Origin of the sequence: Methylorubrum thiocyanatum (assembly GCA_014138645.1) — a bacterium.
GTDB lineage: Bacteria > Pseudomonadota > Alphaproteobacteria > Rhizobiales > Beijerinckiaceae > Methylobacterium > Methylobacterium thiocyanatum.
Window position 1 is genome coordinate 378,832 of record JACJIB010000002.1, and the last position, 17,323, is coordinate 396,154.

21 protein-coding genes and 2 tRNA genes are annotated in these 17,323 nt (G+C 65.2%); 8 read left to right on the forward strand and 15 right to left on the reverse strand.

Going from position 1 to position 17,323, the window contains the following annotated elements; genetic code table 11:
* Positions 1 to 13 precede the first annotated feature (13 nt).
* The 4 genes from HNR51_RS05500 to HNR51_RS05515 all read right to left on the reverse strand — a co-directional run bounded on the left by HNR51_RS05500 (position 14) and on the right by HNR51_RS05515 (position 3,447).
* Positions 14 to 613: a PopZ family protein gene (locus tag HNR51_RS05500; protein WP_283215059.1), complete on the reverse strand. Its 600-nt coding sequence runs from the start codon at positions 611 to 613 to the stop codon at positions 14 to 16.
* Between the two features lie 125 nt (positions 614 to 738).
* Positions 739 to 2,205, reverse strand: coding sequence for a TolC family outer membrane protein (locus HNR51_RS05505; protein ID WP_012456929.1), 1,467 nt, complete (start codon positions 2,203 to 2,205; stop codon positions 739 to 741).
* A gap of 333 nt (positions 2,206 to 2,538) precedes the next feature.
* The gene (locus tag HNR51_RS05510; RefSeq protein WP_012456930.1) at positions 2,539 to 3,189 is read right to left on the reverse strand and encodes a protein-L-isoaspartate O-methyltransferase family protein; all 651 of its coding nucleotides are present in this window, start codon (positions 3,187 to 3,189) and stop codon (positions 2,539 to 2,541) included.
* Positions 3,190 to 3,373: 184 nt separating this feature from the next.
* Positions 3,374 to 3,447, reverse strand: a tRNA-Cys gene (locus HNR51_RS05515).
* A gap of 245 nt (positions 3,448 to 3,692) precedes the next feature.
* Between HNR51_RS05515 and HNR51_RS05520 the strand changes: the two genes are divergently transcribed.
* Positions 3,693 to 3,768, forward strand: a tRNA-Asn gene (locus tag HNR51_RS05520).
* A gap of 77 nt (positions 3,769 to 3,845) precedes the next feature.
* Here HNR51_RS05520 and HNR51_RS05525 read toward each other — a convergent pair.
* The 5 genes from HNR51_RS05525 to HNR51_RS05545 form a co-directional block, all read right to left on the reverse strand.
* Positions 3,846 to 5,048, reverse strand: a complete 1,203-nt coding sequence (locus HNR51_RS05525; protein WP_239681451.1) for a site-specific integrase — start codon at positions 5,046 to 5,048, stop codon at positions 3,846 to 3,848.
* 260 nt (positions 5,049 to 5,308) lie between these two features.
* Entirely contained in the window at positions 5,309 to 5,821 is a 513-nt protein-coding gene (locus HNR51_RS05530; protein WP_182554236.1) for a phosphohydrolase, read from the reverse strand.
* A complete protein-coding gene (locus tag HNR51_RS05535; RefSeq protein ID WP_210279855.1) occupies positions 5,818 to 6,297 on the reverse strand; it encodes a hypothetical protein in 480 nt (159 codons plus the stop codon). Before HNR51_RS05535 ends, HNR51_RS05530 begins: the two co-directional genes overlap by 4 nt.
* Positions 6,294 to 6,647, reverse strand: a complete 354-nt coding sequence (locus HNR51_RS05540; RefSeq protein WP_182554237.1) for a hypothetical protein — start codon at positions 6,645 to 6,647, stop codon at positions 6,294 to 6,296. Before HNR51_RS05540 ends, HNR51_RS05535 begins: the two co-directional genes overlap by 4 nt.
* Positions 6,644 to 7,495, reverse strand: coding sequence for a hypothetical protein (locus HNR51_RS05545; RefSeq protein ID WP_182554238.1), 852 nt, complete (start codon positions 7,493 to 7,495; stop codon positions 6,644 to 6,646). The genes HNR51_RS05540 and HNR51_RS05545 overlap by 4 nt, the downstream gene beginning before the upstream one ends.
* Before the next feature lie 89 nt (positions 7,496 to 7,584).
* On the opposite strand from HNR51_RS05545, the gene HNR51_RS05550 reads away from it, so the two are divergent.
* On the forward strand, positions 7,585 to 8,838 hold the full coding sequence (locus HNR51_RS05550) for a DUF5131 family protein (protein ID WP_182554239.1): 1,254 nt from the start codon (positions 7,585 to 7,587) through the stop codon (positions 8,836 to 8,838).
* A 666-nt stretch (positions 8,839 to 9,504) separates the two neighbouring features.
* Here HNR51_RS05550 and HNR51_RS05555 read toward each other — a convergent pair.
* Positions 9,505 to 10,797 (reverse strand): phosphoadenosine phosphosulfate reductase domain-containing protein, encoded by a 1,293-nt coding sequence (locus tag HNR51_RS05555; RefSeq protein WP_182554240.1) that lies wholly within the window; start codon positions 10,795 to 10,797, stop codon positions 9,505 to 9,507.
* 127 nt (positions 10,798 to 10,924) lie between these two features.
* Here HNR51_RS05555 and HNR51_RS05560 point away from each other — a divergent pair, with 127 nt between their 5' ends.
* Positions 10,925 to 11,782 (forward strand): hypothetical protein, encoded by an 858-nt coding sequence (locus HNR51_RS05560; protein ID WP_182554241.1) that lies wholly within the window; start codon positions 10,925 to 10,927, stop codon positions 11,780 to 11,782.
* A gap of 233 nt (positions 11,783 to 12,015) precedes the next feature.
* On the opposite strand, the gene HNR51_RS05565 is transcribed toward HNR51_RS05560, so the two are convergent.
* From HNR51_RS05565 to HNR51_RS05585, 5 genes are all read right to left on the reverse strand, one after another.
* Positions 12,016 to 12,159, reverse strand: coding sequence for a hypothetical protein (locus HNR51_RS05565; protein WP_182554242.1), 144 nt, complete (start codon positions 12,157 to 12,159; stop codon positions 12,016 to 12,018).
* Position 12,160: 1 nt separating this feature from the next.
* Positions 12,161 to 12,652: an HNH endonuclease gene (locus HNR51_RS05570; RefSeq protein ID WP_182554243.1), complete on the reverse strand. Its 492-nt coding sequence runs from the start codon at positions 12,650 to 12,652 to the stop codon at positions 12,161 to 12,163.
* 1 nt (position 12,653) lies between these two features.
* Positions 12,654 to 12,863 (reverse strand): hypothetical protein, encoded by a 210-nt coding sequence (locus HNR51_RS05575; protein WP_182554244.1) that lies wholly within the window; start codon positions 12,861 to 12,863, stop codon positions 12,654 to 12,656.
* 494 nt (positions 12,864 to 13,357) lie between these two features.
* A complete protein-coding gene (locus HNR51_RS05580; protein WP_182554245.1) occupies positions 13,358 to 14,800 on the reverse strand; it encodes a glycosyltransferase family 92 protein in 1,443 nt (480 codons plus the stop codon).
* A gap of 63 nt (positions 14,801 to 14,863) precedes the next feature.
* A complete protein-coding gene (locus HNR51_RS05585) occupies positions 14,864 to 15,673 on the reverse strand; it encodes an XRE family transcriptional regulator (RefSeq protein ID WP_239681450.1) in 810 nt (269 codons plus the stop codon).
* Between HNR51_RS05585 and HNR51_RS05590 the strand changes: the two genes are divergently transcribed.
* The 5 genes from HNR51_RS05590 (at position 15,663) to HNR51_RS05610 (ending at position 17,323) form a co-directional block, all read left to right on the forward strand.
* Positions 15,663 to 15,884, forward strand: coding sequence for a hypothetical protein (locus tag HNR51_RS05590; RefSeq protein WP_182554246.1), 222 nt, complete (start codon positions 15,663 to 15,665; stop codon positions 15,882 to 15,884). The two genes, HNR51_RS05585 and HNR51_RS05590, sit on opposite strands and share 11 nt — an antisense overlap.
* Positions 15,881 to 16,114 carry a hypothetical protein gene (locus HNR51_RS05595; RefSeq protein ID WP_182554247.1) on the forward strand — a complete coding sequence of 78 codons (234 nt, stop codon included), beginning with the start codon at positions 15,881 to 15,883 and terminating at the stop codon, positions 16,112 to 16,114. Before HNR51_RS05590 ends, HNR51_RS05595 begins: the two co-directional genes overlap by 4 nt.
* Position 16,115: 1 nt before the next feature.
* On the forward strand, positions 16,116 to 16,283 hold the full coding sequence (locus HNR51_RS05600) for a hypothetical protein (protein WP_182554248.1): 168 nt from the start codon (positions 16,116 to 16,118) through the stop codon (positions 16,281 to 16,283).
* A gap of 1 nt (position 16,284) precedes the next feature.
* Positions 16,285 to 16,434, forward strand: coding sequence for a hypothetical protein (locus tag HNR51_RS05605; protein WP_182554249.1), 150 nt, complete (start codon positions 16,285 to 16,287; stop codon positions 16,432 to 16,434).
* 394 nt (positions 16,435 to 16,828) lie between these two features.
* Positions 16,829 to 17,323: a hypothetical protein gene (locus HNR51_RS05610; RefSeq protein WP_182554250.1), complete on the forward strand. Its 495-nt coding sequence runs from the start codon at positions 16,829 to 16,831 to the stop codon at positions 17,321 to 17,323.

The following is a 17,323-nucleotide window of genomic DNA, read 5'->3' on the forward strand; positions in this document are numbered from 1 at the left end:
GGGCTCGGCGCGATCAGCGCCCGCGGGTGACCCGCTCGATCTCGCTGCGCACCAGGCGCTCGACCATGTGCGGGAGGTTGTCGTCGAGCCAGCTCTTCAGCATCGGCCGCAGCATCTCCTTGACGAGATCCTCCAGCGTGCGCGCGTTCTGCGACAGCACCGTATGGGCGAGAAGCTGGAAGTTCTGACCGACGCTGTCGACGGTGGTCGACGAGACGAGCCGTTCCGTCACCTCCTCCTCGACCGCTGCGCGGACCCGCTGGGTCACCTTCGGAGCCGGTTCCGGCTCCGGCTCCGGCTCGAAGTCGAAGGGGTCCGGCTTCGGTGCCGGCGGAGGCTCGAAGTCCGGCTCGGGCTCCGGCTCGAATTCCGGCATGCGGAAATCGATCTCCGGAAGGTCGAAGGCCACCGGCTCGGGCTTGCGCACCGGCTCGGCGACCTCGGCGAGATCGAGCACGTCGTCGTCCGCAGGCGGCGGCGCGGGGGGCGCAGGCGGCGCCTCGGCGGGCTTCGGGGCTTGGTCGTCGGCGATGATGCGGCGGATCGAGGCGAGGATCTCCTCCATGGAGGGTTCCTGCGTCTTGTCCTGAACCTTAGGGCTCGCTGCGCTCATCGGGACGATACTCGGTGACGATTGACAAGACGATGATTAGGTTAACGAACTATTTCATCGCCGCACCGGGCATCAACCATGGTCCGCCGCCGGCCAACAGGAAAACGTCGTCCGGGGCCGAGGCGTCAGCGCCCGTCAGGCGTGCGCACGCCGAACCAGAGATCGCGCACCTGATCGAGGTGCTCGCGGGCTGAGTAGGGCGTCACCGGCAGGCTGGTAAAGCGGACCGTGAGCCGGCCGACCGCCTGGACCACGTCGTAGGAATTCACCACCCGGTCGCGCTGGGCGCGGATCAGGGCGACGCGGGCGGAGAGCAGTTCCTGCTGCGCGTTCAGCACGTCGAGGGTGGTGCGCTGGCCGACGCGCGCCTCCTCGCGCACGCCGTTGAGCGCCACCTCGTTGGCCTGGACCTGCGCCTGCGAGGCGATCACCTGCGCCTTCGAGGCTTCGAGGTTGCCCCAGGTCCGCACGATCGAGGCGCGGATCGTGTCGCGATCCTGGTCGGCCACAAGGCGGGCGCGCCCGACATTCTCCTTGGCCTGCCGGATCGCGGCATACTCGCCGCCGCCCTGGTAGAGCGGGATGTTGACCCGGCCGACGATCGAGGCGGTGACGCCGTTGTCGCCGGGGAACTGCTGATCGTAGCGCTGCTGCACCGCGCCGGTGACCTGCGCCTGGGGATAGAGCGCGCCCTCGGCGATCTTCACCTGCAGCTCCGCCACGTCGACGGCGTGCAGCGAGGACAGGATCTGCGGATGCTCCTTCAGGCCGATCAGGATCGCCTGATCGAGCGAGGTCGGCACGTAGCGGTCGAGCGGGCGGCCCGGGGCGAGCTGGCGCGGCTCGACGCCGACGATCTGGCGGAAGATGCCGATCGAGGCACGCAGCGCGGCTTCCGCCGCGCTGACCTGCGAGCGGGCACCGGCGAGGCGCGCTTCCGCCTGCGCCACGTCCGTGCGGGTCACCTCGCCGACGTTGAAGCGGTCGCGGGTCTGGCGGAGCTGCTCTTCAAGCACCTCGACGTTGTTGCGCTGCAGTTCGAGCGTCGCGGTGTCGCTCAGAACGTTCATGTAGGCCTGGGCCGCGTTGAACAGGGTGTTCATCTCGGTGAGGCGCAGGCCCTCGCGCGTACCGAGCACGGTCGATTCGGCCGAGCGGACGCGGTTGTCCGTCTGAAAGCCGTCGAAGACATTCTGGTTGATGGTGAGGCCCGCGCCGCTCGGCACCGTCAGCCCCCGCCGACCGGACAATTGCGAGCCGGCGATCGAGCCCTGGAACTGCTGGACGCCGATATCGGCGGAGAGCGCGGCGTTGGGGCGGTAGCCGGCCTGGAAGCGGTTCACGTCCTCGTCCGTCGCGCGCAGGTTCGCCCGCGCCGCGTTCAGCGCCGGGTTCGCCTGATAGGCGCGGGACAACGCGCTCTCGAGGGTCTCGGCGGCGGCCGGACTTGCGACAGCCAGCGCCGTTGCGACGGCACCAGCCAGCCGAAGCGCAGACCGCGCCGCAGGGTTCCGTTCTTTCACGTCGATCAGCCCTTGCGGTTTCTCGATTTGCCGTCCCGCCGCACCGCCGTGTCCGCTCCGGTTCGTCATCCCTGCACCTGTCCCGTTGGACATCTGCCGGACGATCCGTTCCGTGAGGGGCGCGACAGGGGTGCCGCATGCACGCCCGTGCGATGGAATAGCCAGCCCGCCTCGTGCCGGAGAGTAGCCGAGCTTGAGCGGATGGCGACAGACTTTCCCGCACCGCGTCGTCGGATTGCCGCCGGGTGCCTCAAAAAAGCGACACCCCTGCGGACTTAATCCGTCTTCGACGCGCACGCGTCGCCGCGCCCGCTGCGGCTCGGGTGCGGCCGTGTGGAGACGGCGGGTTGCTCAGGGCCGGCGGCCGTATCGGACCGGGTGTCGGGCTCGGCCCGGCCGGCCTTAGAACGCGAAGCCGGGTTCGTTCGCGAAGCTCTTGAGGGCAGGCAGCGACGCGTCGAACAGCGAGCGGGAGCCGAACGCATCGCCCGCCCGCACGAACAGGGTCGCCTTGGCGCTGCGGTGCGGACCGAGCACGCAGACCAAGCGTCCCTCGTCGCGCAACTGGTCGAGCAGGGCCTGCGGTCGCACCTCGACGCGGCCCTCGACGAGAATCGCGTCGAAGGGGCCGTCCTTGACCGGAGCGGACAGGCTGCCCTGGACGATCGCGGCGTCGCCGCCCAGGCGCTCGCGGGCGGCGCCGACGAGATCCGCGGCGGATTCGAGGGCGACGACCTCGGCGCCGAGGCGGCGCAGGATGGCCGCGCCGTAACCGTAGCCGGTGCCGACATCGAGGGCGCGGTCGCCGGGGCGGATCTTGAGGGCCTGGATCATGCGCGCCAGCACCATCGGTGCCGGCATCGCGCGAGTCCCGTCCTCGCCCGCGTCGAAGGTTAGCGTCTGGTCGATATAGGCGAAGTCCTCGCGGCCCTGCGGGACGAAGCGCTCACGGGGCACGGAGTCGAACGCGTCGAGCACCGCGACGTCGTTCACGTCGAAGGTCCGGAGCTGGCAATCGACCATGAGGCGCCGCGCCTGGGCATAATCGAGCATGAGCCGTCCATCCCTCGCCGTCGCAACAGACCGTTTCTGCGCCCGCCCGTCGAGCGGCGCCGGCCCGAGCGGGTCGGTTTGTCGTGGATCGCTCCCGGAATTGCAAGGCTCGCGCGCGCGTCCCGACCCGCAGGAGCGCACAGATTATTCGGGGATGACGACCGTCGGGAAAGTTCGGTGAGTTTGGAGGCCTCGCCCGGAATCGAACCGGGGTGCAAGGATTTGCAGTCCTCTGCGTAACCACTCCGCCACGAGGCCTCGTCGCACCGACGCACGACGCTCCGGGCCGGGCGGCCGCTCCGGAGCGAGGCGTCTCTAGCAGAGGCTTTGCCCGCTCGGCAACGGTCTTATCGACCCATTGAGAGAAAGCCCGCCGCTTTGCCCCGCATCGGTGGAAAAATCGCTTCGCCGGCTCGGAAGGCGCAAAAAGCTCGGACAAGACCCTTGCGTCGGTCACCGGCGAAGGCTAATGACCCGCCAGCGCCGCCGAGGCGGCCGGGTGATCCCCGATAGCTCAGTTGGTAGAGCAAGCGACTGTTAATCGCTTTGTCGCAGGTTCGAGTCCTGCTCGGGGAGCCAAATCTTCCAAGCACTTAGCTAGACATCGGCAGAGGCGTGTTACCGCGCCTGTTACCGCCGTTGTTCTCGGGGTGTTTTCAGCCCGCGGGCTTCGCCTTCCGCCTCGCCGTTCGTAGCTCGGCCACGCGCCCCGACTGAACCACCGATCCCCGATTATAGAGCATCGTCGTCGACATCTGCGTGTGCGTGGCTGTGCGCATCACGTCCGCCGGTGATGCCCCGGCCTCGAATGCCTCGCTGACCGCCCCTGCCCTGCTGTCCATGTTCCAGATGCCGTCCGGCCAGCCGGAGGCGCGCGCGATCTCGCGGAAGGTGCGGCTGAAGTGCGAGCGCCGCCACGGCAGGCCGGACCGCTCATCAATGACCAGGGGGCCAACGCCGCGCGGCGGCAGTTCTGCGAGAAGCTCGGGATAGTGGCTGAGATCGTGCTCGGCGACCTCGTTGCCGTTCGACTTCGACGTCGGCTTGCGCAGGATCGTCCCGTCGATGTGGTTCCAGACGAGGCCCCAATCCCAAACCCATGCGCCGTCCGTGATGGCCCCGGCGATGCGCGCACGTGCCTCGGCGTCAGGACGGTCCCACTCGCCGATCACATCCTTCTGGCGGAGCCCAAGCTCGAACTGGAGCGTCACCGCGAGCGCGATGCTCGGCCGACCTGCTTCGTGGGCGGCGGCACGTAGAGCGACGATCATCTCGTGGCTCGGCCGGAGCTTGCGGGCACGCGGCTGCCGGAACGTCGTCTTGGTAAGGACGGTGGCCAGCTCGATCGCGTCGCGGTCGCGGAGCTCACAGCCGTAATTCACGACACGGCGAAGGGTCTGAATGCAGGCGTAGGCGCCACGCTCGCCGAGTTCGTCCGTCCAGGTCCGGTGCCAGCGGCGCACGTCGCGACCGATGATGTCGGCCATGTGCTCGTCGCCGGCCGCTTCGACCAGGTGGCGGATATATTTGCCGTAGAAGACGCGGGTGTCTCGACGCCGCTCGTGGATCGGCGAATCGTCGTCGGTCTCGAAGGCGCGGCAGATCCAGCCGATGGTGCCGAGTGCGAATGCGTTCCGTCCCGGTTCGCGGCCGGCGGCCCATTCCAGCATTTCGGCCTGGAGGATCGCGCATCGCGACGCGATCTCCTGCGACGGCCACTCGCCGAACAGGCGGACCGTCTTCGGCGTGAAGCCTTTGGCGACGAGCTTCTCGTCGGCCACCCAATAGAGATCGACGCGCCCGTTGTGACGCTTCATCCGTTTAAGACCGGGCGCGTGCAACGCGTGCTCCGCTGGCATGGACACCTTCCTCGCTCCGGCCCTGGCGCCGGCTGGAGGCATGGTCGCCCGTGTGATGGTAGCGGTCCAGAAATTCCCGAACGGCGGGCCAGTACCGGCCGCCCATCATCGGATCGACCTTCGGGAGGCCGCTGCGCTCGAGGACGGCAGCGAGGCCGCCCCATGCCTTCGCGCGCTTCGGTCCGAGCACGACTCGCGCGAGTTCGGCCTCGTCGGGATACAGGCAGGATGGCTCCTGGGCCGGAGCCGAGGCGCGGACGCTACCCACGGGAACCTCGTGCGGTGGTGTTGCTGGATGGGGTCGAAGCGAGCGCCGCGTGCAGCATCTCCGCTGATCGCCGGTAGCGCAGACCAAGCTCTGGAGGCGCTGACGGCAGGGCTCGCGCAGGGTCGAGGTTGTCCTCGTTATCGGACAGCTTCACGATCATCGCGAGTCGGTCCCCGCTGGCTATGATGCCGGCGACGCATTCGAGGTACGGCTTACCCGCGGGCCGGGTGACCAGTTGGACAGCCTGCACGACGGCCGGGTCGAATCCGGCATCAAGAAGGTCGTCAGCGGTGGTGCTGGTGTCCTCGATCGTGTCGTGCAGCCAACCGATCTGCTCGCACCATTCGCCATGCTGGCGCGGCAGCCCCAGCGCGTCGGCGTGCGCGCGGGCCCGGGCTGCGACCCGGCCGAGGTGCCCGGTGTACGGCGCTCCGCCCTTGTCGACTTGGCCAGCATGAACGCGGCGGGCGAATGCCTCGGCCGCGGAGGAGAGGAGCGCCTTCATCGGTCGCCCTCCCCGAGGTACGGCAGCAGCGGCGTACTGCTCTGGGTCTCGTGTGCGATCCGCATGGGCTCGCGCATCGCCTCGCCGAGCGTCACGCTGGAGCCCGGCGGGACGGTGTTCGCGAGGAACTCGTCCTCGAACATAACGATGCCGACCTCGACCGCTTCGAGCTTCGCCTTGATGACCAGGGCGAGCGCCCGCCAGCTCGCGCGGCAGGCCTGCTCCCATGCTGCCTCGGCGACGTTCGCCGCCCGCGGCTTGCCGGTCTCGGTGTGCGTGAACGCGCGGTCCTTCTGGTCGGGCATCGGCACCCGGAAGAGGATGCGGCGCCCGCGCATCGAGAACGAGACGGCGGCGCGCTCGTCGCTCTCCATGTGCATGAACTCGTTGGCGCCATAGCGCCGGACGGTCGTCCGGATCTCGGCGATGCTGCGGTCCATCGAGACCGACGTGTCGGCGGCAAAACGGCGGGTCACGCGACTGCTCCCTTGCTCGTCGCCTCGGTCGGCCGCATGCCGTGCTCGGCCAGCGCCTCGAGGTCGGGGATCATCTCGGCGACGATCTCGCGCCGGGTGTAGGTCCAGCCCGGCAGGCAGGCGTGCCAGTAGTGGCCGCCGTACCCGTTCACCCGGACGAAGCCGGGCAGGTTCGCCCAGGTCGTCCACCACTCGCCGCGGCGCGGGCGAGCGAGGTCGATGTGCACGACGGATTCGGCGCCTCTCGTGGTCGGATCGGCGATCGCCGCGCGGAGGGCGCGGGCCGCCTCACCGGCGACGCGGCGCTCCTCGTCGGTCGGCGGCGGAAGAGGCTTCGGGGCGCGCTTCATCGCGATCCCCTCCGCCGCTTATGCGAGGTCGGCTTCGGAGCCGCCGGCAGGTTGAGGGCTTCGAGCGCCTCCTCAATCCTCCCAGCCGACTCCCGCAGCGTATTGGCGCAGTGCTGGAGGCCTTGATAGGTCTGGTCGACGCCACTCTTCATCACTGCCGACACAGCGCGGCCAGTTTCGGCCGCGCTGCTCGCCCAGCCGCGAAACTCGCTGATCTGGATGCCTGCCGCAGCCTCGAACGCCTCAATGTCCTTCAAGGCTGCGTCCCGATCCCCGAGTCGCATCTCGACGGCCCGGTCGACGCGCCGCTGAAAATCGGCTTCATTTGCCTCCATCCGGGCCGCCACTTCAGCCTCATAGTGGGCTCCGTCACTAGTGGACGCGCGGCGCAGCAAAGCGGCGAGGAAGCGTCGATCACACACCTTGGCGTCGGTGCGGGCTGGCTCCTTCTGCGTCGTCAGGCGCTCACCCTCGCAGAGGATCCAGCCCCAAGCCGGCGGGATTTCGTCGATGCTCTCGACCACCCCGGGCCCGGTCACGAGACTCCAGCGATCGCAGTAGGCTGCAATCGTCTCGGCCTTCTCCGGGTTGGCGCGCTCGCTACGCCAGTCGGAGCGGCTCACCTTGATCTCCATGCCGTAGAGCTCAAGTCCCCGGCTCGGCCAAAGGCTCATGGCGACCGCATCGGTGAACCGGGTGTGCCGCGCGCCAGTTGCGTCGCCCACCTCGAAAAGGAGCGCCCATTCGGGAGCGCAGAAGCGACGGCGCAAGGCGCGGCAAACATCGACCGCTGTGACCCGCTTCGGAGCGATCAGAGCCGGGGCCGGCTGCAAGACTTGCTCGCTCATATCCGCAGCTTCCAGCCCTTCGAGAGCAACATCGACCGCATGCCCGAGCGGCAGGCGGCGCCCGTCCCCGCCGCAGCGGAGTAACTGTCATGGCTCAGAGCACTTCCATCGAATGGACCGAGGCCACATGGAACCCGGTTCGAGGCTGCACCCGGGTCTCGCCTGGATGCGGTGGCCCCGGCCCGCACGGCGGCTGCTACGCCGAGGGCATCGCCGCCCGGTTCTCAGGCGCCGGCATGGCCTATGAAGGCCTCGCCGAAATGCGAGGCGGCAAGCCACGCTGGACCGGCAAGCTGTCGTTCGGCCACGACCTCGACGCGCCGCTCCGCTGGCGCCGGGCACAGCGGATCTTCGTCAACTCGATGTCGGACCTCTTCCACGAGGGGCTCGCCGTCCACGAGATCGCGACTGTCTACGCCGTGTGCGTCGCAGCTCATCATCTGCGCGGGCACGTCTTCCAGATCCTGACGAAGCGCAGCGCCCGGATGCGCGAGGTTCTCGCATCGGAGGAGTTCTGGGATCAGGTCAATGCCGAAGCCGGCATGCACGTCATGGAGCGGACCGACGCGCTGTCCCGGCGCTCCGACGATGCTCGGGCGACGCTTGGAGAATACGGCCCTGATGCCCCGCCGCCTGGGATCTGGCTCGGCGTCTCGGCGGAGGATCAGCGCCGCGCCGACGAGCGCGTGCCGGATCTGCTCGCGACGCCCGCGGCCATCCGCTTCGTCAGCGCGGAGCCGCTGCTCGGGCCGATCGACTTTCTCTCAATCGAGTGGCCCGGACTGAAGGGACACCGCGTTGACGTGCTCCGCAACGGGTTCTGGACTGAGCCGGGAGCACACCCCCTCTCTGCGAAGGCTGCAGGAGCGGGAGAGCCCAAGGGCTGGTTTACGAACCACAGCGATATGCCCGGCCGCCTCGACTGGATCATCGTCGGCGGAGAGAGCGGCCCGAACGCCCGCCCGATGCACCCGGCGTGGGCGCGTAGCATCCGCGACCAATGCGCGGCGGCCGGAGCGGCGTACCTGTTCAAACAGTGGGGGGCATGGAGCCCAGGCGGCGATCATCTCGAGGAGGATCGTCCCGAGTTCCTCCGCCTCAGGCGATGCGACCGCACGCACATCTTCCCGGATCACCAGACGATGGTGCTGGTCGGCAAGAAGGCCGCTGGCCGCCGCCTCGACGGCGTCGAGCACAACGGCATGCCGGAGGTGACCGCCACGACCCACGGGGAGGTCGCGAAGGCGCCCTCGCCGTGCAGGCTGTCCCAGAGGTCGGAGAAGCGGGCGCGGGCCGTGTGTTGCGCGAGGCCGAAGTACTGCTCGCCCTTCTCGACCACGTAGCGGCCCGACGCGGGCAACTTGATCAGGCCCTCTGCGACCGCATCCGCCTCGGAGATCGTTGCCAGCCGCTCGACCCGGACGTCGGTGACGAGGAGCGTCAGGCGCGAGGCCCACCGCGGCATGTGGATCGACGGGCGGAGCTTCCGGTGCCGGGCCTTCGTGTCGGCCGGGAACGAGGCCGGCAGGGCGTCGAGGGCCGCCAGATGCTCGCGCACCGCCGCCTCGTCGCAGGCGTAGACCGCGAACTCTTCGTCGCCGTCGTCGGTGCGGTATCCGGATCGACAATTGCCCAGCCGCAGGTCAAAAGCCGTCGAGTAGCGCGGAGGAGGATCAGGGTGTCGAGTAATTCGCGATCGGGGCTACCCATGGTCCGGCTGGAACCCACGACCGAGTTGGACACGCTCAAGGCTCGGCTTGCCGTGGCAGAGCAGCGAGAAGAAGCTGTGCGTTTAGTGCTCCGCGCGCTCGTCATCAGCCTTCGACCCTTCGGGTTCAATCGGCAGCGTTTCCTCCGCTGCGTGCGAGAAGAAGGACGGGACACACCGAGCCAGGGGCCAGCCGCCATTCGGCACACGGTGCTTGAACAAGAGGCTCGGCGCGTTCTCCGGGAAGCACGCTGAGGGCAGCCCGCGCCGCCCGTGAAGCTGTCGATGATGAGGGGGCGCATCACAGGGCTCCGAGCAGAAGCGGTTGCACGGTGCCGTCGGCGAAGACGGCATCGAGCGGGGTGTCAGCGGTGGGCTCGGTGCCCTCCCAGCCATCAGGCCAGGTCTCTAGGGTGATCAGCTCGCGGATGCGCGCCTCCTCCTCGTCGTTGAGGAGGTCGAGGCCGGGCCGGCCCCGCGCAGCGGCCGAGGCGTTCACCTCCGCCTGGACGTCCAGGATCTCGGCGAGCGCCCAGAGCCGCGCGGCGAAGGTCAGAGGCCCCATGCGCTGCGGGTTCTTGGCGATCGAACCGTCCTTCAGCCGTTCGATGCCCGCCTTGCGCAGCCGGTTCTTCGGCAGGCGGAGCGTGCGGTAGATCGGCTTCAGGCGCTTGAGCGGAGCGTAGTGCGACCACGCGGGATCGGCGACGGTCCGGTCGAGGGCGAGATCCTTGCTCGCGAGCGGACAGCCGCAGCACCCGGTACGTGCGTTCAGCTCCTCCGCCTCGTCGCCGCCGTAGGCGTTGGCGATGCGCGACGTGGACCAGCCTCCGTAGGACGGGTGCGGGGCGAAGATCTTCAGCCAGTCCCAGACGTGGCAGACGCGCCAGTGCAGGATCGGGGCGAGGGTGTTGATCCGGCCGCGGATGCCCTTCGACTCGGGAAGGGACTGTTGATACCAGCCCTGCCCGCACTCGGCGCCGTCCTTCGAGCACGACATCTCGATGCGACGGTCGCGCATCGCGCTCTCGCCCTGCCGAACGCCGGTGATCATCAGGACGGTTTCGCCCGGCCCGATCATGCCGTCGTCGTCTAGCGCCAGGCCGCCGTTATAGCCGAGGCCATCCACGTCGGCCGGCGCGAGGTCGGCCGCAATCGCGGCGGCCATCGGGTCAACCTTGATCTGCCGCGTGCACCAGCGGAGCGTGTTGTTGTTCGGCGGCGGCACGCCGCGGCCGAGGATGTAGACGAGGAAGCGCTTGTCGAGCGGCGCCGTGACGACCCGCATCCGGATCCAGGGGAAGCGCGCGAGCTGCGCCATCAGATCGACGGCGGCCAGGGCCAGCGGCGGCAACTCCTGTCGCGTGTCGGCATAGTAGACCGTCAGCGACTTCGGTCTCGGCACGCGACCGGTCTCGATCAGGTGAATGACGAGGGTCAGCGTCGCGGTGCTGTCCTTCCCGCCGGACCACGCGATGCACCAGTGCGCGTGCCGCGCGCCGTAATCGGCGAGCGACGCCACCGTCAGCTCGACGGCCTCGTCGTATACCAGCCGCGTCGCGCTGCCGGCGAAGAAGTCGGATTGAGCGCGCATCCCCTCACTCCGTAGCGACGGTGAAGAGTGGCATGTCGGCGGCGTGGAGGCGCGCGTGCACAGGCATGCGCACCGAAGCTCTTGAGCGAGCGCTGTTCCTCGCGCGATGAAGGCGCGGGGGTGCTCGATGGATCAGTGGTCGGATCGCACGCTGAAGGCGTGCTTCTACGTTGCGATCGCTGCAGTCTCGCTTGCAGGATTGTGGCTCAACGCCGAGCCGTATATTTGTCCCATCCCAACAGCGGTGTTGAGCGGCGAAAAGCCTGCGCAGCCACCTTGCTTCGAATTTTGGTTCAACCGCTATCAAACCCTGATTGGATCTTTGGTCGCCATTGGTGCAGCTGGCCTCGCATGGAAGGCGACATCTAAGACAATTGCATTCGGCCGTGAGCAAGTTGCCATATCTAATCTTGACCGTCTTGAAGCTAGATTGCTGGCTTTTCAAGATCTGGGAAGCAAAGCAGTTGCCGTGCACCATGATGCCGTACAGCAAGTCATAGAGCATATGGAGGTTCGCGCATTGCTCGCCGAACTCCGATGGATGCCATTCTTCGTCGGAGGGCGCGCATCTGCGGATGCAATGCAGAAGCGCGAGCGTGTAAAAGAGCTGGTGAAAGCGTCTGACCGCTTCCAAGAAGCTGTCATGCAGTTTGAAGCTGCCTGCAAAAATGTACAGCTTCCTATCGCTGTGTCGCAGCAAGCTTACGAGGCTTTTGTCGCGATTTCTCACTTCAGGCGACAAGTGCGCAGCATGAACGACGCCGTCGCAGGAATAATGGATCACAATTACATCCCGACCGATGTTCAGGGTATGATTGAAAGGTTTTTCAAGTCGCATCCGGAAGCGGCGAAGCTCAGCCCTGAGGCATTCATGCTGCTGGATGTTTCGATAGTGAAGCAAGCACGCCTTGTTCGTGCGATGCGCGAGAAGGTGGCAGCCCTGGCGGACGGATACGTCTCTGCGAGCGAGATCGGGGGCATTTGATCGCGCGCTCGCGCGATCGCCGCTCGCCAAGCTGACGGAGGCGGCGCTGGCGCCTTCGCGGGCGGCCTGCTCGATCAGGCCGATGCCGTCATCGAGCGAGCGCAGCGCGCCCTCGGCCTGCGAGGCGCCGCCGATTAGGAGGCCTGCGGCGAGGCCGAACGTGCGAGCGGCGTCGCGCTCGGCCTGGATGATGACGGAGAGGGGCGCGCCGGTGTCAGCGACGGTGCTGCTCATCACAGCCGCCCCGTGATCACGAGGCGGACCAGCCGGCCCGCGTCGTAGACGAAGAAGGCGACCGCGAGCCCGGCAACCGGGGCGCCGATGCCAGCGACCGCGAGGGCCTGGAGCGGCGGGAGGGTTTCGAGGAGCGCGACCATGTCAAACGACCTCTTTCCTGAGGCATGGAAAATTCAGGACAGCGAATTCGCCAAGCATCTCGAAAGCGACACGGTCGCGCGCAAATGCAGCTTCAACCGCCGTTTTGTATTGGCCGAGATGCTTGTTCTTGCCTTTGACGTAGACGACTGCGTCGAAGATGTTGCGTCGCTTGCAATAATGGACGCCGCGAAACATGCTTGGCCCGACAGGACAAGCTTTGTTGGCGTTGTTTTGTGACGCCGTTGCTATGCGAAGGTTTGCCCGTCGGTTATCCAGGCTATCGCCGTTGATGTGATCAACGCAGGTTCCCGGACCTGCGCCGAGCACCTCGCGATGCATGTAGATCGTTCGACGACCGGACGTGCGGTAAGCGTACCAGCGGTCGCCCGACTGATCGGAAGGCTTCGCGGCCCATGAATGGGCGGCAATTCGAGCATGATCGCCATCGTCTACGAAGGCGGTTTGCGAGCGGCTCAGACGGATCGCGCCCATCCTACGCCGCCTCGGCGAGCTGCTGGGCCTCGAAATCGTCCTGCGCGGCCCCCTCCTCCTGGGTCGCGACGCGGTCGCGCTCGATCAGGTCGAGGATGTGGTTCTGCGCGTCGCCGCGGCTCTCAATGCCCTCAAGCTCGATGCCGGAGGCAGAGAAGACGGCGAAGGCGCCGTCCAGGCGGTCGATCCAGTAATCGGTGGGGTGGGGCACCCTGCGGCTCCATCGGCTCGGTGAGCGGCGATGAGCCATATTCCCCTCAAAGGGGCAGTTCGGTCAACCCCTTTGAGGGTAAGTTTGGGAAAAGTTTGGGCTCCCTTTTCTACAGCCCGACGCCCGCGATCTGGCTCGACAACCTCACATCATCCCCCCATCATAGAACGAACAGGGAACATGTGCCTATTTGGATGCGAGTGGGATCAAGGCTTGCTACTGGCGACTCGAGGCTCTCTGAAATCTGTTACCTAGCTATAACATGTGATGATTGTGGCCGTCAGAATTGGTGGACGCGCGCTGATCTCGACAGTGCCGAACGATGTGGATTTAAATCGCTTTCGTCCTTAGGAGATACGCTACGATGCATTTACTGTGCAGAACGCGGCGGAGGCGGACGAAATTTGAGCGTGCGCGCTGCCATTGAAGAGTGTGAGTGAATTCAATGGCAGCTCACGGGAAAAGTATCAGAGATTTACCTTCTGATATAGGACTTACGCATCTGCAATTTTGGCTGAAGCAGATGTATCGCCGACAGCCAATTCCTCTATGCCATGAAAATCTTTGTCTTCTCTGGCATAGACCTCAACCTCATCAAGGCTTAAATATCCGTTTTCGAGCAGTCCGATCCGGATTGTGTGCGCTCGTTCTTCAAGTTTAAGGATGAACGGTCTGCAGTCTACTCCCCCGACGTACTCGTCCTTGAATTCGATCCGTTTGCAGGTGCCGTCAACCAGAAAAAATTCGATATAGAAATCTTTGAAGCGAACTCTTGCGTGGTCCATTCTGTTAAAGATGCGGATTTCCACTATTTCATGTTCAGAACCTAGGTCTACCTCCCACCAAGATAATCCGTAGTTTGTGTGAAAGTTGTGTAGACCGGTTATTTTACCGTTATTTGCGCCCGACGCATCGCGTTCGATTGATGGATGGATGGACCACTCGGATACTGAGCTTTGGGCAGCGTTTTTGCCGAGGGCGACGTTGTGGCAGCCAGCGGGCTTCGGAGGTGACGTATCCGTTGCTAGGCCTGCATGTACCGTTTCGCGCCAGAAGTCGCGCAGGTATAGATCCTCGGCGTCGCTCAAGGTGCGGATCACATGATCGGCGTGCCCGGTATCATGCCAGCTCTTCCACGCTGTTTGTGTTGCAAACTGCCCTGACAATCCCCTTTGAGCCCTACGGATGAAGTCCTGTTTCGACTTGATTCCGTAATGATATATCGACGCAATCGATAAAACTTTTTCGGATATGTTATTTACTGTCGGTACTGTTATTCCAGCGTAGTCGTCAAAAATGTGCGTCCAATCATCCCCTAAAACATTTGTCCTGCGGCCATCACAAATCTCAGTGTTGACGAAGTGCCAGAAACCTGTTCCTGGTATCGTGAGGAACCGATCAATATCAATTATGTCAGTCCTCATCATAACTTTTGTTCCAGTGTGTAGAACATTTTGGCGACGAGTATACTGCAGCAGAACGCTTCCGTGAGGACGGGTCTCGAACTCGCCGGGCCCAAAGAACGCCCAATTGAAGTGAAGAATATCGGTATCCTGAGACTTCATAAATTCCGATATGTTGTTTATATTCTTCAAACAGAGAAATTCATCCACATCCAAGAAGAACACCCATTCAGAGTCATTTTTGTATTTCCTTAAGCAGTCCATGTACATATAGTACTGCTGCCCTTGGTATGGATAGTGGTGAAATGTAACGAACCCGCTTGCGATAAAAGGCAGGCAGGCTGTGTAGAGTTCAGTTGGATCATCGTCGTTACAATAAAGATAAACATGGTCAAATCCAATTATGGAATGATAAGTTAGCCACTCCACAACATGCTCGGTTTCCCATCGAGCGCATGCAATAATCGAGAATTGATGTTTTGCCATTTTGGTCCGGCCTCCGCCGGCATCTATATCAATTGGTTGAGTGTTCATTTTGCTTGAGCGCCTCAGCATGAAGGCGGGCTTAGGGTCTGGAGGCCAACACGCGCGGCTTTCCTAGACGCCAATCAATTCAAGCCATGGGATAACCCGGTGGACGCGAAGCACGTCACGCTCGTCGATCGGCTCTAGATGTTTGGCAGGGTTGTGCTGCTCGAGCTTCAGCTTTCCGCTCCCCCGGGAAACAAGGCGCTTCACAAAAGCAGGACCCGGTTCCCCCTCCCGTTCACCACGCAATTCGACGACAACATAGTCGCGGGGAAGCGGTCGGCGGTGGGGATCGACGTAAATGGTCGTACCGTCCTCATAGGCGGGCTCGATGCTGTCTCCCACCAGATAGATTGCGTAGACGTCTTTGCGATTGGCGATGCCCGGCGGTCGTGGCACGTGATCGATCAACTGGCCATTGAAGCTGAAATCGCCGCCGATGCCACCCGAGCCCGTTCCGTAAACTGGAACGTTACGCGGCCCTTTGAAGGCGCTTGTGTCTACTGCGTCGTCGGCGTTGAGGAATTGGACGTTTGTCTGTGGGGCCGCAACAGGTTGAGCATCGCTCTTCGGGAAGGCTTCGGTTGGCGGCGCCTCTCCGATAATTCGGCTTGGGGGCACTCCAAACGCTTTAGCAGCTAAGCCGATGGTACGCTCAACGAGTCCGCGCTCGCCCCGCTCCAGTTTGATGAACTGTCCACGAGAGACCCCCATCGCGGCGGCCGCCTCATCGTGCGTCCAACCACGCTCCAATCGCAGTTCTCTAAGCGCATTCCCCATGAGGGGAGAAATGACCCACAATTTACGTGCGCGTCCTTCCCCTTGTAGGGGTTGACGATCTTCCCCTTTTGGGGAAAGTTCTGGGCCCATGAGGCTCATCGACTACATGCGCTCCAAAAATCTCGACGATGCGGCGATGGCAGAGCGCGTCGGCGGCATCACCGCGCACGGTATCCGCAAGCTTAAGTACGGCGAGCGCGGACCCTCGATCGAAACGGCGATCCGCATCAATGAGGCGACGAACGCTGAGGTCGGTCTCACAGACTGGGCACCACGAGCGACGCCGATCGAGTCGCGGAGCGACGCATGATGCGCGCCCTCGCCTCCCAGCCGCTCGGCTCCGCACCGTGTTCCGGCGTTGGCCCGCGCCCCGATCTCCGCGGGCGACCTGCCCGCCTGCGGGTCCGCGTCCGGTTCAAGGACGATGGCTCGACGCTGGTCGCGCTGTTCGGAGCCTGCGCCGTCATCGAGGACGAGCGGCTCGCGAGCCACCGCGGCGTGATGGCGTTGTGGCTCCTCCCTATCGTCGGGAGCGCCTGACATGGCCGCGCTCCTCCTAGACATCGGCGCGCTCGACTGCGCGGTGCTCGCGGCCGGTGTCGCCCAGCGCGCCCATGCGGTGCGGGTCCAGAGCCGGTTCACGGCGCTGATCCCGTGCGCCCTGCTCGCCATCGGCGCCGGCCTGCTCGTCCTGGCGAGGGCCGCCTGAGATGACCGGCCTCATCGCCCTCACCCTCGCCGTCTGCGCTGTCGCCGGCTTCGCTCGCGCTGCGTTGCGCGGGTCGCCCTCGGCGCTCGCTGTCGGCGTGGTCGATGCGGCGGCAGGCGCCGTGTGCTGGCTCGCGTGGTGGCTGCCATGAGCGCCGCCCTTCCCTTTCCCAGATCGCGCGGACTCACCCGCGTGATCGCCCGGCCGACCTTCCCCCTCAAGGTCACTGTTTTGGACGACAGCGCCGGGCGTCCCCATTCGTGCCGTTCCCGCGGCACGCTCGTGGTCCGCCGCTGCCCCGCGGCCGACACACCCCTCGTGGGTGTTTCTCCCAAGGACTTGGCCGCTCCCGTCCCCACGGGAGCGGTCCTTTCCTCGGGACGTCTCTTCTACCAGCACAGCCGCCTTCGCCGCCAAGCACAGAGCGGCTGTGCACTTGCGTATGCGTTCCTGTTCTTCCTGCCGAAGCACTTCGATCAACCCTCCACGAGAATTGTCTCGCACGTAGGGCTGACCGAATGCGGTCAAAATTGGAGGGCGGTCGCGTGACGATGACGGCCGAACAAGCCGCGGAATGGATCAGGCCCGATCTCGCTCGGGTGGTCGCCGCGAAGGAAGAGCGCCTCGGCTCGCGGATGCGCGCCTACGAGGCTCTCGGCTCGAAGCTCGGGCGGTCCCCGACCTGGATCCGGAAGGTGCTCGGACGCGCCCCGGACGTGACGGTCGGGCTGCACGACGCGCTGAACATCCGCGCCGCCTACGAGCGCCTCTGCAAGCACATCGCCGACGGCACCGACGCCATCGAGGCCGAAAACCAAAAACTCCGGAGTGAACTGGATGCGGCTCTTCGTGGAGATCGCCCTGCGTCTGCTCGCCTGGGCGGAGCGCCGTCGGCTGCGGAAGCGCCTGCGGTCAGTCAGCGAGACGCGCCCGCATCGGCACCTGTCGCGCCGCCTGCTGCAGCGCCTCGCCTCCGCAAGAAGGCCTCGGGTGAACTGACCGAGCTGCCCCTGTTCGGGGCGATGGAGCCGCGGCCGTAG

What these genes read in the sequence shown, in the direction of transcription:
- HNR51_RS05500 (WP_283215059.1), bottom strand. Translation starts at nt 613, where the DNA reads ATGAGCGCAGCGAGCCCTAAGGTTCAGGACAAGACGCAGGAACCCTCC.
- HNR51_RS05505 (WP_012456929.1), bottom strand. Translation starts at nt 2,205, where the DNA reads ATGACGAACCGGAGCGGACACGGCGGTGCGGCGGGACGGCAAATCGAG.
- HNR51_RS05510 (WP_012456930.1), bottom strand. Translation starts at nt 3,189, where the DNA reads ATGCTCGATTATGCCCAGGCGCGGCGCCTCATGGTCGATTGCCAGCTC.
- HNR51_RS05525 (WP_239681451.1), bottom strand. Translation starts at nt 5,048, where the DNA reads ATGCCAGCGGAGCACGCGTTGCACGCGCCCGGTCTTAAACGGATGAAG.
- HNR51_RS05530 (WP_182554236.1), bottom strand. Translation starts at nt 5,821, where the DNA reads ATGAAGGCGCTCCTCTCCTCCGCGGCCGAGGCATTCGCCCGCCGCGTT.
- HNR51_RS05540 (WP_182554237.1), bottom strand. Translation starts at nt 6,647, where the DNA reads ATGAAGCGCGCCCCGAAGCCTCTTCCGCCGCCGACCGACGAGGAGCGC.
- HNR51_RS05545 (WP_182554238.1), bottom strand. Translation starts at nt 7,495, where the DNA reads ATGAGCGAGCAAGTCTTGCAGCCGGCCCCGGCTCTGATCGCTCCGAAG.
- HNR51_RS05550 (WP_182554239.1), top strand. Translation starts at nt 7,585, where the DNA reads ATGGCTCAGAGCACTTCCATCGAATGGACCGAGGCCACATGGAACCCG.
- HNR51_RS05555 (WP_182554240.1), bottom strand. Translation starts at nt 10,797, where the DNA reads ATGCGCGCTCAATCCGACTTCTTCGCCGGCAGCGCGACGCGGCTGGTA.
- HNR51_RS05560 (WP_182554241.1), top strand. Translation starts at nt 10,925, where the DNA reads ATGGATCAGTGGTCGGATCGCACGCTGAAGGCGTGCTTCTACGTTGCG.
- HNR51_RS05565 (WP_182554242.1), bottom strand. Translation starts at nt 12,159, where the DNA reads ATGGTCGCGCTCCTCGAAACCCTCCCGCCGCTCCAGGCCCTCGCGGTC.
- HNR51_RS05570 (WP_182554243.1), bottom strand. Translation starts at nt 12,652, where the DNA reads ATGGGCGCGATCCGTCTGAGCCGCTCGCAAACCGCCTTCGTAGACGAT.
- HNR51_RS05580 (WP_182554245.1), bottom strand. Translation starts at nt 14,800, where the DNA reads ATGAACACTCAACCAATTGATATAGATGCCGGCGGAGGCCGGACCAAA.
- HNR51_RS05590 (WP_182554246.1), top strand. Translation starts at nt 15,663, where the DNA reads ATGAGGCTCATCGACTACATGCGCTCCAAAAATCTCGACGATGCGGCG.
- HNR51_RS05585 (WP_239681450.1), bottom strand. Translation starts at nt 15,673, where the DNA reads ATGAGCCTCATGGGCCCAGAACTTTCCCCAAAAGGGGAAGATCGTCAA.
- HNR51_RS05595 (WP_182554247.1), top strand. Translation starts at nt 15,881, where the DNA reads ATGATGCGCGCCCTCGCCTCCCAGCCGCTCGGCTCCGCACCGTGTTCC.
- HNR51_RS05600 (WP_182554248.1), top strand. Translation starts at nt 16,116, where the DNA reads ATGGCCGCGCTCCTCCTAGACATCGGCGCGCTCGACTGCGCGGTGCTC.
- HNR51_RS05605 (WP_182554249.1), top strand. Translation starts at nt 16,285, where the DNA reads ATGACCGGCCTCATCGCCCTCACCCTCGCCGTCTGCGCTGTCGCCGGC.